The organism is Flavobacterium haoranii, from assembly GCF_009363055.1.
Taxonomy (GTDB): domain Bacteria; phylum Bacteroidota; class Bacteroidia; order Flavobacteriales; family Flavobacteriaceae; genus Flavobacterium; species Flavobacterium haoranii.
Map to the genome: position 1 here is coordinate 2,134,477 of NZ_CP045292.1, position 14,904 is coordinate 2,149,380.

Below are 14,904 nucleotides of genomic sequence, written 5' to 3' on the forward strand. Positions count from 1 at the left end.
TATGGCTGTTAAAAAAAGTGAAAATTCAGATTTTTCAAAATATATCAAAACATTTTGGAAACTATTTTTCGGTGGTGTTGGCTTTGTAATACTACTTTTCCTTTTTGCTTCATGGGGCTTATTAGGATCAATGCCAAGTTTCGAGAAATTAGAAAATCCTGATTCTAATATCGCTACTGAAATTATTTCTTCAGACGGGGAGGTAATTGGTAAATTCTATGCAGAAAATAGAGTTCCTGTTAAGTTTCAAGATTTACCACCACATTTAGTAAATGCTTTGGTTGCAACTGAAGATGAACGTTTTTACGAACATTCTGGTATCGACGGAAGAGGAACTGTAAGAGCTGTTGTAAAATTAGGAACCGATGGCGGTGCTAGTACCATTACACAACAGTTAGCCAAATTATTATTTCACGGCGAAGGTTCTAAAAATATTGTAATGCGTATTCTTCAAAAAGTTAAAGAATGGGTTATTGCGGTTCGTTTAGAACGTCAATATACGAAGCAAGAAATTTTAGCTATGTATCTTAATGAAGTAGATTTCCTTTATAATGCAGTTGGAATTCGTTCTGCAGCTAAAATTTATTTCAACAAAGAACCTAAAGATTTAACTATTGAAGAATCGGCGGTTTTAGTTGGAATGCTTAAAAACCCTTCTCTTTATAATCCGAAGAAAAAAGAGAAAAATGCCTTTAATAGAAGAAACACTGTTTTAGGACAAATGGTAAAAGGAGGATTTATTACTGAAGCAGAAAAAGCTAAATTAAGTAAAGATTCTATTCATTTAAACTTCAAACCAGAAAGTCACAAAGAAGGAAATGCAACCTATTTTAGAGAATATCTTCGTGATTATATGAAAAAATGGGTGAAAGATCACCCAAAAGAAGATGGTTCTGAATATGACATTTATAGAGATGGATTAAAAATATATGTAACTATTGATTCTAAAATGCAACAATATGCTGAAGAAGCAGTAGCAGAACATATGCCAACTTTACAAAACAAGTTTTTCGATTTAGCAAAAACTAATAAAAATGCACCTTTCTTAAATATTACTACTGAAGAAACAGATAGAATTATGAATCGCGCTATGAAAAGTTCGGAAAGATGGCGCTTAATGAAAGATGAAGGAAAATCGGAAGATCAAATTTTAAAATCATTTGATGTAAAAACCGAAATGAAAATTTTCACATGGAAAGGTGAACGCGATACCATTATGACTCCTAGAGACTCTATACGTTACTATAAGCATTTCTTACAAACTGGAATGATGGCAATGGAACCTCAAACAGGACAAATAAAAGCATGGGTTGGAGGAATTAATTATAAATATTTTCAATACGATCACGTTGGTCAAGGAGCTCGTCAAGTAGGTTCTACATTCAAACCCTTTGTTTATTCAACCGCAATTGAACAATTGGGTATGTCGCCATGTGATTCTATTATAGATGGCCCATTTACTATGCCAAAAGGGAAATGGGGAATTGATCAAGCTTGGTCTCCAAGAAACTCAGACGGTAAGTTTAGAGGAATGATTACTCTTAAACAAGCGTTAGCAAATTCTGTAAATACGGTTTCTGCTAAATTAATGGATCGTGTAGGACCAAAATCTGTTGTCGATATGGTTCATGATTTAGGTGTAACTTCTGAAATTCCTGCACGTCCAGCTATTGCACTTGGAGCAGTAGAAATTACTGTTGAAGAAATGGTTGGTGCTTTTAGCACTTTTGCAAACCAAGGCGTTTATGTAAAACCAACTTTCATCACAAGAATTGAAGACAAAAATGGAGTTGTATTAGACCAAATCGTTCCAGAAAGTAAGGACGTCATGAATAGAGACGTGGCTTATGCAATTGTAAAATTATTAGAGGGTGTTACCGAATCTGGAACTGGTCAACGTTTACGCTGGGGAGGAGTAAGTGGTTTAACACAATATAAATATGCTTTTACGAATCCTATAGCAGGTAAAACGGGTACTTCCCAAAACAATTCAGATGGATGGTTCATGGGAATGGTACCAAATTTAGTTGCTGGTGTTTGGGTAGGAAACGAAGATCGTTCAGCCCATTTCAGACAAACTTTATACGGACAAGGAGCTACAATGGCTTTACCTATCTGGGGATTATTTATGGATAAATGTTACAAAGACGAAAACTTAACGGTTTCAAGAGGTGCTTTTGAAAGACCAAAAGATTTATCAATAAAAGTAGATTGTTGGAAAAAAGAAGTTGACACAACTGCTATTGATGAACCAGATTTAGAAGAATTCGATTTTTAAAAACAACAAACTAAACATATTATGATTAACCGAAAAGTAAACTCTGTTCAAGAAGCCTTAGAAGGAATCGAAAGTGGAATGACTATCATGCTTGGTGGTTTCGGACTTTGTGGTATCCCTGAGAACAGTATTGCTCAACTAGTTCAAATGGAAGTTAACAACTTAACATGCATTTCAAACAATGCTGGTGTCGACGATTTTGGATTAGGTTTATTATTGCAAAAAAGACAAATTAAAAAAATGATTTCTTCTTATGTAGGAGAAAATGCAGAATTTGAACGCCAAATGCTTTCTGGTGAATTAGAAGTAGAATTAACACCACAAGGAACATTAGCAGAAAAATGCCGCGCAGCTCAAGCTGGAATTCCAGCATTCTTTACGCCTGCTGGTTATGGAACTGAAGTTGCAGAAGGAAAAGAAGTTCGAGAATTTAACGGAAAAATGCACATTTTGGAACATGCTTTTAAAGCTGATTTCGCAATCGTTAAAGCATGGAAAGGTGACGAAGCAGGTAATTTAATATTCAAAGGAACGGCACGTAACTTCAATGCGCCTATGGCAGGAGCAGGAAAAATTACCATTGCTGAAGTTGAAGAATTAGTACCAGCGGGAACATTAGATCCTAACGAAATTCATATTCCTGGTATTATGGTGAATCGTATTTTTCAAGGTGAAAAATTTGAAAAGCGAATCGAACAACGAACAGTTCGTCAAAAATAATTAGACAATGTGCCAATGAGACAATAGGACAATTATAGTTGAAATATTGAAATTGACACATCGACACATTAACTAATTGACAAATTATTAAAAAAATGGCTTTAGATAAAAATCAAATTGCAAAACGAATTGCCAAAGAAGTAAAAGACGGTTACTATGTGAACCTTGGAATCGGAATTCCTACATTGGTTGCCAATTTTGTTCGTGAAGATATTTCAGTAGAATTTCAGTCAGAAAATGGAGTTTTAGGAATGGGTCCGTTTCCTTATGAAGGAGAAGAAGATGCCGACATTATTAACGCAGGAAAACAAACGATTACTACATTGCCAGGCGCAAGTTTCTTCGATTCTGCTTTTAGCTTCGGAATGATTCGCTCACAAAAAGTAGATTTAACGATTTTAGGAGCTATGGAAGTTTCTGAAAATGGTGATATTGCCAACTGGAAAATTCCTGGAAAAATGGTTAAAGGAATGGGTGGTGCTATGGATTTAGTAGCTTCTGCAGAAAATATCATCGTGGCTATGATGCACGTGAATAAAGCTGGAGAATCAAAACTTTTAAAACGTTGTTCGTTACCTTTAACAGGTGTAGGTTGTGTAAAAAAGATTGTAACAGAATTAGCGGTTTTGGAAGTGACGCCTCAAGGTTTTAAATTATTAGAAACTGCTCCTGGAGTTACCGTTGAAGACGTTAAAAATGCAACAGAAGGAACGCTAATTATTGAAGGAAATATTCCTGAAATGGACCTTAATTAGTCAATATGACAAATCGCCAATGTGTCAATTAGTTATATGATTAATTGACACATTTTATTATTATAACTTTATAAGCCATGATAACATTTCAAGAAAAACACAAAGACAATTTAATTCTTTTAAAATCATTTGATTTTGCTAAAAAGATTGTTCAATATTCTGAAACTTTAGAAGAAAACAAAAGGTTTGTAATTGCAAATCAATTATTAAAATCAGGAACTTCAATAGGTGCAAATATCAAAGAAGCTCAAAATTCTGAAAGTAAAGCAGATTTTATTCATAAAATGAAAATTGCAATGAAAGAGGCTGAAGAAACTGAGTTTTGGTTATTCCTTTGTAATGAATTAGAAAATTATCCAAATACCGAAAATTTATTAGTAGAAGTTTTTGAAATTCTAAAAATCACTAATAAAATAATTTCCTCTTCGAAAAAAAATTGACACATCGACACATTTTTAAATTGACATATCATAAATAATGAATCCAAAAGTAATTTTAAAATCGGGTAAAGAAAAATCAATTCTAAGAAGACATCCATGGGTGTTTAGTGGTGCGATTTATGGCGTTACTGAAGAATTAGAAGACGGACAATTAGTAGATGTTGTAGATAACAATCAAAAACATTTAGGAACAGGTTTCTTTAGTGATAGAGGAAGTATAGTAGTTCGATTATTGACTTTCGGAAAAGAGCAATTTGCCGAAAACTTTTGGAATGAAAAATTACAATCGGCTTGGGAATTAAGAACTAAATTATTGGATGTAAAAGAAACGGATGCTTTCCGAGTAATTCATGGTGAAGGCGATGGAATTCCGGGATTAATCATCGATTTTTATAATAACTGTTGGGTAATTCAAGCGCATTCTTCTGGCATTTATTTCCAAATGGAGAAAATTGCAGATGCTATTCAAAAAACATTTGCTAAAAACTGCGATACGATTTACTGTAAAAGTTCAAGCACTTTACCCAATACAGGAACCGATTACTTTTTATTTGGAACCAAAGAAAGTACTATTGCGAAAGAAAACAACATTCAGTTTCATGTGAATTGGGTAGAAGGACAAAAAACTGGTTTTTTCTTAGACCAACGCGATAATAGAAAATTGTTAGGTACGTTTTCAAAAGGCAAAAAAGTATTGAATACGTTTTGTTATACAGGTGGTTTTTCTATTTATGCGATGAGTGCTGGAGCCGAATTAGTTACTTCTGTTGATATTTCGCAAAAAGCAGTCGATTTAGCCGCTCAAAATATGGAATTGAATTTCCCGAATTCGAATCATAAAGCAGTTGCCGATGACGTGTTTAATTTCATGAAAGAAAACCATCAAATCTATGATGTTATTGTTTTAGATCCGCCAGCATTTGCTAAAAACATTAAAAGCAAGCACACCGCAACACAAGCATACAAACGCTTAAATATTGCAGGATTAAAAGCCTTGGCTCCAAAAGGTATTTTATTTACATTCTCTTGTTCGCAGGTTATTGATGATGTATTGTTTTACAATACGGTTGCTGCTGCTGCAATTGAAACTGGAAGAAACATTCGTGTATTACACAAATTAGAACAAGGTCCTGATCATCCAACCAATATTTACCATCCTGAAGGACATTATTTAAAAGGATTGGTGTTGTATGTGGAATAGTTTTGAGTATTCAGTTTTCTGTTTACAGTAGACAGATTTTCCTCTATGATTTGTCACTTCGAGTATTTGATATTAAGAGGGTAAACAAGGTTTATGATTATAGAAGTCTCATATAGCTTAATTCTTTATGAGATTTCTCCTTTTGTCGGAATGACAAAAAAATGAATAAAAAACCTGCCAGCAAACACTAACAGGTCTTTTTCAATATTCTATTCTCTATTTTCTTGAGAAAACTACTTCAAATTCGCGAAGAAATCATTTCCCTTATCATCAGTAATAATGAAAGCTGGAAAATCTTTTACTTCAATTTTTCTCACAGCTTCCATTCCTAATTCCGGAAAATCAACAACCTCAACAGAAAGAATATTTTCTTTTGCTAAAATAGCCGCAGGTCCACCAATTGAACCCAAATAAAATCCGCCATATTTTGCACAAGCATCAGCTACTTGTTTCGAGCGGTTTCCTTTTGCTAACATTACCATACTTCCACCAACTGCTTGAAATTCATCAACATAAACATCCATTCGCCCTGCAGTTGTTGGCCCAAAACTTCCTGATGGCATTCCTTCTGGAGTTTTCGCTGGTCCGGCGTAATACACTGGATGGTTTTTGAAATATTCTGGCATTGGTTGGCCCGCATCTAACATCTCTTTAATCTTCGCATGTGCAATATCACGCGCAACGATTACTGTTCCGTTTAGTTTTAAACGTGTTTTGATTGGATATTTAGAAAGTTCCGCTAAAATATCAGCCATCGGACGGTTTAAATCTACAATAACTGGTTCCTCTAAATGTGGCGCTACTTCTGGTAAAAACTGTGCAGGATTGGTTTCCAATTGCTCTAAGAAAATTCCATCTTTCGTAATTTTTCCTTTGATATTTCTATCTGCCGAACAAGAAACGCCTAATCCAACTGGACAAGAAGCAGCATGTCTTGGTAAACGAATTACACGTACATCATGCACGAAATATTTTCCACCAAATTGCGCTCCTATTCCACTTTCGTGACAAATTTGTTGCACTTTTGCTTCCCATTCTAAATCACGAAAAGCTTGACCTGCCATATTTCCAGAAGTTGGTAAATTATCATAATAACCAGCAGATGCTTTTTTAACAGCTGCTAAATTTGCTTCTGCTGAAGTTCCACCAATAACTAAAGCCAAGTGGTAAGGCGGACAAGCCGATGTTCCTAAATCTTTAATTTTGGTTTTAATAAATTCTGTCATTGATTTTTCATTCAACAACGACTTCGTTTGTTGGTATAAAAACGTTTTATTGGCAGAACCACCACCTTTTGCTAAAAACAAAAATTCATACGAATTTCCTTTTTTCGCATAAATATCAATTTGTGCAGGTAAGTTAGAACCTGAGTTTTTCTCCTCAAACATTGTAATTGGAACAATTTGAGAATAACGTAAATTTCTTTTTTGATACGTATTGTAAACACCACGCGATAAATATTCCGCATCATCAGCTCCTGTGTACACATTTTCACCTTTTTTCGCCATTACAATTGCCGTTCCTGTATCTTGACAAGACGGTAATTGCTTATCAATAGCTACTTTTGCATTTTGCAATAAATTATACGCCACAAATCGGTCGTTATCCGTTGCTTCAGGATCGTTTAAGATGTTGTGTAAACTTTGTAAATGCTTGGTGCGAAGCATAAAAGAAACATCAAACATTGCTTCTTCGGCCAATAATTCTAAACCTTTTGGGTCAACTACTAAAATTTCTCTATCGCCTAATTTTTCTACAGTAACGTAATCAGAAGTTAATTTTTTGTATTGCGTATCGTCTTTTAAAATCGGATACGGATCTTGATATATAAAATCCATTATGTGTTAGTTTTTTAAGTGACGTAAAGGTAAGGATTTTTGGTGCTAACCTGCAAGGTTTTAATAACCTTGTAGGTTTTTATTTGAAGCAGAAAAGTAATTTTCAAAACAACAATTGTCCCGCTATCCACTATATCTTTTTATTGTCACCTCGAGCGGAGTCGAGAGGAAAATAAAAAGGATGCCGCTGCTATCGGGGCTATACTACACTATTAATTTATTTATTAAACTATAACAAATTTGAAGTTGTGTTAAAAACTAGCTTTATACCTGCAAGGTTTTAAAAACCTTGTAGGAGAATCATTTCATCTGTCATACCAACCTGCAAGGTCTAACTGACCTTGTAGGTTTTATTATTCTAACATAAATTTATTCTCCAGAGTTCTTTTTTTTGAGTTGTGACAATATTTAAAATTATCAACATCATCAAATAAATTTATAACTTCAGATTTGTTTACCAATGATTCAGAATTATTTACAATATTTTGGTAGGAAGAAAATCTGAAATCAACAAAATCAACATTTAAATGATGAGTAGGATTCAAATGAACATAAACAATTACATTTTTTAAATATTCATCAGAAGTCAATTCAATTCTCTTAAAATGTTTATCAAATAAACTTCCAGTTCTATTTTGTTGCTTATTATACGCTTTTGCATAAGCATTAAATAAGTTCGAAAAAGCTTGAGTTACAATTTTCTCTTATTCAATTACTTGAATAACTAAGTGAAAATGATTATCCATTAAACAAAAGGCTAATATTGAAATTTTATGATTTAAATACTTAGAAACTAATTTTAGAAAATACGATTTGTTTTCATTTGAACTAAAAATATTACAGCCATTTATTCCTCTATTGTAAATGTGATAAAATTTATCTTTTTGTAATACTTCTAATTTCATTTAATTTCTTATTTTTTCATATACCTACAAGGTTTTAAAAACCTTGCAGGAGAATCATTCAGGATAAATCTCCTAAAAAAACCAACTTGCCACAAAAATCGCTGTTAACACACAAATTAAGTCTACTAACAACATCATCCAAAGCGTGTAACGTGTGTCTTTAATATTTACCGAACCAAAGTAAACCGCAATAACGTAAAACGTGGTTTCGGCACTACACTGAAAAATACAACTTAATCGACCAGCAAAAGAATCAGGTCCGTAAACGCGCATCGCATCAATCATAAATCCGCGCGAACCACTCGATGCAAAAGGACGCAACATCGCAACGGGTAACGAATCGATGATTTCTTTATGAACACCTAAATGTGAAAATACAAAAGCCATTCCGTGACTGATTAATTCAAATAAACCACTGTTTCTAAATAAAGAAATCGCGACTAACATTCCCATTACATAAGGAAAAATCATGGCTCCGGTTTTTAAGCCATTGTTAGCCCCAACAACAAAAGTGTCGAATAAATTGGTGTTTTTGGCAATGAATTTCTTCTCGTTTATGAATGAAAAAAGTAATGTAAATCCGATAATTGCTAATAATAAAACACCTGATAAATTTGCTGTAAAATAATTTTTACCAATTAAATCTAAAGTGTTCACGTAAAACAACAAACCTATAATAGCTCCAATCAATGACATTAATCCTACTAATAAAGAAGCGCTTTTAAAGTTGATACGTTGTTTAATTCCAACCAAAATAAATGCTGCGATAGTTCCTACAAAAGAAGTAATAATACAAGGTAACATTACATCAGCTGGATTAGCAGCATTTTCAGCAGCACGATAGCCAATAATTGACGTTGGAATTAACGTTAAACCAGCTGCGTGCAAACACATAAACATAATTTGTGCATCGCTGGCTTTGTCTTTATCAGGATTAATTTCTTGTAATTTTTCCATCGCTTTTAGCCCGAATGGTGTTGCAGCAGAATCTAATCCGAGAAAATTTGCAGCAAAATTCAACGTCATGTAGGAAATGGATTCGTGATTTTTTGGAATGGAAGGAAAGATTTTAGCAAAGGCTGGACTTAAATAACCTGCCAATTTTTCGGAAGCTCCTGATATAATCAACAATTCCATAATTCCACAGAAGAAAGCTAAATAGGCAATTAATGGGAGTATTAAATCTAACAAACTGCTTTTTGCCATAGGTAATAAACCATCTGCTTTTTGAGTTCCGCTGTAGATTTTTACGGTTTGTTTGTTGTAAACATAGGTAGTATCAGCATCCGAAGTAACTCTATTTACAACAAACTCATTATTTCCAGATACTTTTAAACTGTCTTGTACAAATTGTGGAACTTCGTTTAAGTATTTTTCACTTATTAATAGTGGTTCGCCTTGTTTACCATTTAATACATAATCGATAGAATAATATTGATTGGTAAATAATCCTGCGATTACAAAAGTGATAGAACAAACGAATATAACGAGCCAAAATCTGCTTAAAACCATGTTTCAGTTAGTAGTTTATTGTTAATTGTTTCAAAGATATAAAAATTAGCCCCTATGGCAGCGGCATCCTTTTTGTTTGTCACACTGAGCTTGTCGAAGTGCAAACTAAAAAGATATAGCGAACAGCGGGAATTGCTTCAAAAATTACACATGCGTAATTTCGTCTTCGATTAAAATATCTTCTCTACGGAAACGAAGGAAAATTTGAGCCACGGCAATTACATCTTTTTCGCAATAGGTGATAATGCGATCGATATCCTTGTCAATATAAAAAACACGTGCCACTTCGCTTCCATCGATATCGTCTTTTGGTGAAGGAATTCCTAACACTTTTGTTAATAATTTTAAAGAAGTGAAATGTTTATAATCGCCAAATTTCCACAATTCTAAAGTATCTAAATGTGGTACTTCCCACGGTTTTTTTCCGAATAAATTCAGTTTATCTGGCAAGGCAACTCCGTGAATTATCATGCGACGCGCAATAAACGGAATATCAAATTCTTTAGCATTATGTCCGCATAAAACATGTGCCGCGCCATTGAAATGTTGGTTTAATAAATTGGCGAAATCTTGTAATATTTTCTTTTCTTCGCCCCAAAAACTTGTTGTTCTAAAGTTTCGGATATCGGCTTTGTTGGTAAAATACCCTACGGAAATACAAATGATTTTTCCAAATTCGGCCCAAATTCCTGCTCTTTCATAAAAATCTTCGGCAGTAACCTCATCGCGACGTTGGTATTGAGTTTTAAGTTCCCAAAGCTTTTTAGTTTCTTCATCCATTCCCATATACGAATCGTATTGCGGAACGGTTTCAATATCTAAAAATAGAATGTTGTTGAGTTGAATTTTTTCTATCATTTGTTTTTTTGTTTATAGTTGGTGGTTGATTGTTTTTTGTTTTGTTTCAAGTTTCAGGTTAATTTATTCTCTATGATCTATTTTCTTTACTCTTGCTTCTTGCCTCTTTCATCCAACATTTTATAAGCTTCATCAACATAAACATACAAATCATTACTATGAGGATCGGTTTCTGTTTGTAAACCTTTAATGTGCCCTAAACGAACAATAATAACATCATCTTCGGGAATTACAATTACAAACTGACCTAAGTGCCCACGCATATAATACAATTGTTTACTGCTTACATTATGCAACCACCAACCGTAACCATATTGTGGACTTTCAGGAAAACGAGGCGTAACACATTTTTTCACAAATTTAGAATCGAGAAGTTGTTGTCCGTTCCATTTACCATTTTGTTTCATTAGCTTTCCAAATCGAGCAAAATCGCGTGCATTACTTGCAATACAGCAATACGCTTTTTCGATACCGTCCGGTTCGTGGTCTAATTGCCAAAGTGCTTCATTTTCGGCGCCCATTGGTTGCCAAAAGTTTTTTGAAACATAATCAGATAAATATTCTCCCGTTGCTTTTTCAATACACATTGCTAATAATTGTGTTGCACCACTTAAATAACTAAATGATTGTCCGGGTTTATCTTTTACTTCTAAGCCAAGAATTACTTTCTTTAAATCATCATCAAAATACGCTCGCGTTACAATTGAAAAAGGACTGTAATAACGTTCGTCCCAACTTAATCCTGAAGCCATTGAAGACAAATCACCAACAGTAACTTCTTTTGCAAATTCTCCTTTTAATTCTGGAAAAAAATCAACAACTTTTTGGTCTAAACTTTTAATTTTTCCTTCCATTATGGCTTTTCCTAAAGCAAGCGTAACAACACTTTTCGCCATTGAAAAAGAGTTTGATTTTGAATCTTTTCCGTAACCATCGAAATAGCTTTCGTGCCAAATGCTGTCATTCTTGATGATTAAATAAGCTACCGTTTGTAATTCTTTATGTGTTTGTTCTAAAACTTCAGTAGCAGGAACCGAATTGTAATCTTTTGCAATTGCCCAAGGTTGCGCAGTCCTTTTTTTAATTTCTCGATTAGGAAAATGTGTATAATCATCTAGAAAAGCCGTTGTATGTCCGCGAAAGTAAATGGTTCGTACCGCTCTTATTAAATAATCGACATCGAAAATATACATTAGAATTATGATTGAAACTAATAGTATAGCCAACCATTTAAAGAAGTTTTTTAGAAATCTCATGGCGTTGTTTTTAATTAAAACTGATTGCACTAATTTATAAAAAAATACAAGCGAATTAAACCTATTAAAACAAAGTTTGTTGTTTTTCGCCTTTTTCGTGTTCTAACAACCATTGTTTGCGCCATAAACCACCGGCGTAACCTGTTAAAGAACCATCGGAACCAATAACTCTATGACATGGTACAACAATCCAAAGTGGATTTTTTCCATTAGCAGATGCAACAGCACGAATAGCTTTTACATCGCCTAGTTTTTTAGAAAGATCGAGATAAGATGTAGTTTTTCCATAAGGGATTTTTAGAAGTTCTTGCCAAACTTTCTTTTGAAAGTCGGTTCCTTTTGGATTTAATTTAAATGTAAATTCTTTACGAATACCATTAAAATATTCTTCCAACTCGATTACTGCTTGTTTAAAATTAATAGGTATTTGTTCTGTAATAGTCTCTTCATAACCTACAGAAATTTCGGAAATTCCATTTTCATCTCCTGATATTTTTGTTATTCCTAATGGCGAATCTATATAAATTGATTTCATTTTATAAAAATAAAAAAACCACCTCAATAAAATGAGATGGTTTTAATAAGATTAAAAAAGTTGTTTGGAATTATTTTAACAAAATAGATTTTTCTTCTTCTTGGTTTTTAACTTTACCTTTAATGATTAACACTTTTGGAGCAGCACCTTCTTCGTTAGTAGTAACTGTTACTGTTTTGTGGAAGTTTCCTGGAGCAGCAGCGTTGTAAGTTGCCATAACTGTTCCTTTTTCACCTGGTTTTACAGGAGTTTTAGTGTAGTTAGTTGCTGTACAACCACAAGAAGGTTTTACATTTGTTAATAATACAGTTTGTTTTGTAGTGTTTGTAAATGTAAACTCATAAGAAACTGGTTTACCTTTTTCAATTTCACCAAAATCATGTGTATCATCAGCCCATTTTAAATCAGATTGTTTAGTTTGAGCTTGTGCAGTTTCTATAGCTGCTTTTTTTGTGTCTAATGTAGGCTTCTTCTCTACACTTTGAGCGAAAGATAACGCAGAAACAAAAACTGCTACTAATGATAATTTTAATGCTTTCATACCTTTATTGTTTTAAGTTATTTTTATTTTTGGTTTAACAAATTTAAAAACTAATTTTAGTATTGTTGTTAAGCATAATTTAATTGTTGTTAACGACTTGTTAATGATGTAAAATGAAATTGAAAAGAATTAATGTTTTAGTAGTTATTGGTTTACTAGCAATTGTTGGGGTAATTATCATGCAATTGTTTTTACTAAATCAGGCTTATAGTTTTGAAAAGAAAGATGTAGAAGATAAAATTCATTTTGCTTTACAAGATGTTGTTGAAAAAATATATGCCGATAATCATTCTACTTTACCAATTACTAATCAAATAAAAAAAGTTTCAGACAACTATTATATAGTAAATGTAGACGATGTTTTTGAAAACAACATTTTAGAACATTACTTAAAAACTGAATTTGAAAAAGTAAAACTCGAACAAGATTTCGAATATGCTATTTATAATTGTGGAACAGACGATATGATTTATGGAAATTATATTGCCGCTGATGGTAAACCCGAAAAAAAATGCGAAGACTGTTTTACAAAAAATGAAGAATTAATTTATTACTTCGCCATTCGTTTTCCTAATTTAAAACAAAGTTACTTTAGTAGCTTAAAACAATATTGGGCATTTACAGTTGTGTTATTCTTTGTTTTAATCATTTATGTTTATTCGGTTTTTTTATTACTGAAGCAAAAAAGATATACCGAATTACAACACGATTTCATAAATAATATGACGCATGAGTTTAAAACACCATTATCCTCAATTCTAATTGCTTCAAATTATGCAAATACTCAGAAAGAAATTTCTGAAAATAAAAAACTAAGTAAATACATCCAAATTATTATCGATCAAAGTAATAAACTCAACCAACATATAGAACAAATTCTTTCGGTTGCCAAAACAGATAGTCACCAAATTCAATTAAAAAAATCGCCCGTAGAAGTTGTTAAAACTATCGATTTAATTATTGAAAATTGCAAACTAAAACATAATACTGAGTTTGATGTTCACAATTCAATTCAAGAAAATGTAACAATTACCGCCGATTCTTTTCATTTCTATAATCTTTTATTTAATTTATTTGAAAACGCCATTAAATATGGAAATAACAATATAGTAATAAAAGTTTCTTTGATAGAGAATGTAAAATATTTTTCACTTATTATTACCGATAATGGTCCTGGAATTCCAGAAAAAGATTTGCCTTTTATTTTCGATAAATTTTATCGCGTAAGTAGAAAAGACAATGAAGAAATAGAAGGATTTGGTATTGGGCTAGCCTATGTTAAAAAAATATGCGAACTTCACCATTGGAAAATAAAAGTAAAAAACGGAACTATAGGTTTAGAAACTGAAATTAAAATTCCTAAAAAAGATTTACACTATGTCTAAAAAAAGAATTCTTTACGTAGAAGACGACGAAACATTAGCTTTTTTAACCGCCGATAATTTAGAACAACATTTTGATGTTACACATGTAAGCAATGGAAAAGAAGCCTTTGAATTGTTTTGTAAAGAAAATTTCGATTTATGTGTATTAGACATAATGTTACCCGATATGGATGGCTTTGAGATTGCACAAGAAATAAGAAATAGAAACGAAGAAATTCCTATTATTTTTATTTCTGCAAAAACCATGAAAGAAGATCGCATAAAAGGTTTACGTTTAGGTGCCGATGATTATTTGGTAAAACCTTACTCTATTGAAGAACTCATTTTAAAAATCGAAATATTTTTAAATCGTAGTCAGAAAAAAGTTGAAAAATCGAACAAAAATCATACTATTGGAACGTTTACTTTTGAACCAACCAACTATTCTTTAAAAAACGAAACCCAACAAATAACCTTAACCGAACGCGAAGCGACTTTACTGAATTTATTTGTAGAAAATAAAAATACGGTTTTAAAAAGAGAGAAAATACTAACCGAACTATGGGGAAACGATGATTATTTCTCTGGCAGAAGTTTAGATGTTTTTATCTCGCGTTTGCGCAAAATTTTTAAAGATGAAACCCACGTTCGAATTGAAAATATTCCGCGCGTAGGTTTCAAATTAGTAATTGAATAAATGT

14 protein-coding genes are annotated in these 14,904 nt (G+C 32.7%); 7 read left to right on the forward strand and 7 right to left on the reverse strand.

All coding sequences use genetic code 11. The features are described from left to right. The first annotated feature begins 1 nt into the window (after position 1). The 5 genes from GCU34_RS10190 to GCU34_RS10210 all read left to right on the forward strand — a co-directional run bounded on the left by GCU34_RS10190 (position 2) and on the right by GCU34_RS10210 (position 5,394). Entirely contained in the window at positions 2-2,278 is a 2,277-nt protein-coding gene (locus GCU34_RS10190; protein ID WP_072782487.1) for a penicillin-binding protein 1A, read from the forward strand. 21 nt (positions 2,279-2,299) lie between these two features. Continuing rightward, the gene (locus GCU34_RS10195; RefSeq protein ID WP_072782484.1) at positions 2,300-2,998 is read left to right on the forward strand and encodes a CoA transferase subunit A; all 699 of its coding nucleotides are present in this window, start codon (positions 2,300-2,302) and stop codon (positions 2,996-2,998) included. Between the two features lie 95 nt (positions 2,999-3,093). Further along, the gene (locus tag GCU34_RS10200; RefSeq protein ID WP_072782482.1) at positions 3,094-3,753 is read left to right on the forward strand and encodes a CoA transferase subunit B; all 660 of its coding nucleotides are present in this window, start codon (positions 3,094-3,096) and stop codon (positions 3,751-3,753) included. Between the two features lie 77 nt (positions 3,754-3,830). Next, entirely contained in the window at positions 3,831-4,193 is a 363-nt protein-coding gene (locus tag GCU34_RS10205; protein WP_072782479.1) for a four helix bundle protein, read from the forward strand. Between the two features lie 37 nt (positions 4,194-4,230). Then, a complete protein-coding gene (locus tag GCU34_RS10210; RefSeq protein WP_072782476.1) occupies positions 4,231-5,394 on the forward strand; it encodes a class I SAM-dependent rRNA methyltransferase in 1,164 nt (387 codons plus the stop codon). A gap of 233 nt (positions 5,395-5,627) precedes the next feature. Here the strand turns inward: GCU34_RS10210 and GCU34_RS10215 are convergent, their stop codons facing one another. The 7 genes from GCU34_RS10215 to GCU34_RS10245 all read right to left on the reverse strand — a co-directional run bounded on the left by GCU34_RS10215 (position 5,628) and on the right by GCU34_RS10245 (position 12,839). Beyond that, positions 5,628-7,232: a fumarate hydratase gene (locus GCU34_RS10215; RefSeq protein ID WP_072782474.1), complete on the reverse strand. Its 1,605-nt coding sequence runs from the start codon at positions 7,230-7,232 to the stop codon at positions 5,628-5,630. Between the two features lie 704 nt (positions 7,233-7,936). Then, positions 7,937-8,137 (reverse strand): hypothetical protein, encoded by a 201-nt coding sequence (locus GCU34_RS13995; protein ID WP_227658675.1) that lies wholly within the window; start codon positions 8,135-8,137, stop codon positions 7,937-7,939. 72 nt (positions 8,138-8,209) lie between these two features. Beyond that, complete coding sequence (locus GCU34_RS10225; RefSeq protein ID WP_072782472.1) at positions 8,210-9,649, reverse strand: nucleoside recognition domain-containing protein; 1,440 nt, start codon at positions 9,647-9,649, stop codon at positions 8,210-8,212. A gap of 144 nt (positions 9,650-9,793) precedes the next feature. Then, a complete protein-coding gene (locus GCU34_RS10230) occupies positions 9,794-10,507 on the reverse strand; it encodes a 3'-5' exonuclease (RefSeq protein ID WP_072782469.1) in 714 nt (237 codons plus the stop codon). Positions 10,508-10,593: 86 nt separating this feature from the next. After that, positions 10,594-11,763, reverse strand: a complete 1,170-nt coding sequence (locus tag GCU34_RS10235; RefSeq protein WP_072783405.1) for a serine hydrolase domain-containing protein — start codon at positions 11,761-11,763, stop codon at positions 10,594-10,596. Between the two features lie 64 nt (positions 11,764-11,827). Next, positions 11,828-12,298, reverse strand: a complete 471-nt coding sequence (locus tag GCU34_RS10240) for a methylated-DNA--[protein]-cysteine S-methyltransferase (RefSeq protein ID WP_072782467.1) — start codon at positions 12,296-12,298, stop codon at positions 11,828-11,830. Between the two features lie 70 nt (positions 12,299-12,368). Next, entirely contained in the window at positions 12,369-12,839 is a 471-nt protein-coding gene (locus GCU34_RS10245; protein ID WP_072782465.1) for a DUF1573 domain-containing protein, read from the reverse strand. Positions 12,840-12,952: 113 nt separating this feature from the next. Between GCU34_RS10245 and GCU34_RS10250 the strand changes: the two genes are divergently transcribed. Both GCU34_RS10250 and GCU34_RS10255 read left to right on the forward strand, forming a co-directional pair. Beyond that, positions 12,953-14,224, forward strand: coding sequence for a sensor histidine kinase (locus GCU34_RS10250; protein ID WP_072782462.1), 1,272 nt, complete (start codon positions 12,953-12,955; stop codon positions 14,222-14,224). Further along, a complete protein-coding gene (locus tag GCU34_RS10255) occupies positions 14,217-14,900 on the forward strand; it encodes a response regulator transcription factor (RefSeq protein WP_072782460.1) in 684 nt (227 codons plus the stop codon). Before GCU34_RS10250 ends, GCU34_RS10255 begins: the two co-directional genes overlap by 8 nt. The last annotated feature ends 4 nt before the right edge of the window (positions 14,901-14,904 follow it).

Coding starts and splice junctions, on each gene's coding strand:
- GCU34_RS10210 (WP_072782476.1), top strand. CDS start 4,231: ATGAATCCAAAAGTAATTTTAAAATCGGGTAAAGAAAAATCAATTCTA.
- GCU34_RS10250 (WP_072782462.1), top strand. CDS start 12,953: ATGAAATTGAAAAGAATTAATGTTTTAGTAGTTATTGGTTTACTAGCA.
- GCU34_RS10235 (WP_072783405.1), bottom strand. CDS start 11,763: ATGAGATTTCTAAAAAACTTCTTTAAATGGTTGGCTATACTATTAGTT.
- GCU34_RS10240 (WP_072782467.1), bottom strand. CDS start 12,298: ATGAAATCAATTTATATAGATTCGCCATTAGGAATAACAAAAATATCA.
- GCU34_RS10245 (WP_072782465.1), bottom strand. CDS start 12,839: ATGAAAGCATTAAAATTATCATTAGTAGCAGTTTTTGTTTCTGCGTTA.
- GCU34_RS10195 (WP_072782484.1), top strand. CDS start 2,300: ATGATTAACCGAAAAGTAAACTCTGTTCAAGAAGCCTTAGAAGGAATC.
- GCU34_RS10215 (WP_072782474.1), bottom strand. CDS start 7,232: ATGGATTTTATATATCAAGATCCGTATCCGATTTTAAAAGACGATACG.
- GCU34_RS10255 (WP_072782460.1), top strand. CDS start 14,217: ATGTCTAAAAAAAGAATTCTTTACGTAGAAGACGACGAAACATTAGCT.
- GCU34_RS10230 (WP_072782469.1), bottom strand. CDS start 10,507: ATGATAGAAAAAATTCAACTCAACAACATTCTATTTTTAGATATTGAA.
- GCU34_RS10225 (WP_072782472.1), bottom strand. CDS start 9,649: ATGGTTTTAAGCAGATTTTGGCTCGTTATATTCGTTTGTTCTATCACT.
- GCU34_RS13995 (WP_227658675.1), bottom strand. CDS start 8,137: ATGAAATTAGAAGTATTACAAAAAGATAAATTTTATCACATTTACAAT.
- GCU34_RS10205 (WP_072782479.1), top strand. CDS start 3,831: ATGATAACATTTCAAGAAAAACACAAAGACAATTTAATTCTTTTAAAA.
- GCU34_RS10200 (WP_072782482.1), top strand. CDS start 3,094: ATGGCTTTAGATAAAAATCAAATTGCAAAACGAATTGCCAAAGAAGTA.
- GCU34_RS10190 (WP_072782487.1), top strand. CDS start 2: ATGGCTGTTAAAAAAAGTGAAAATTCAGATTTTTCAAAATATATCAAA.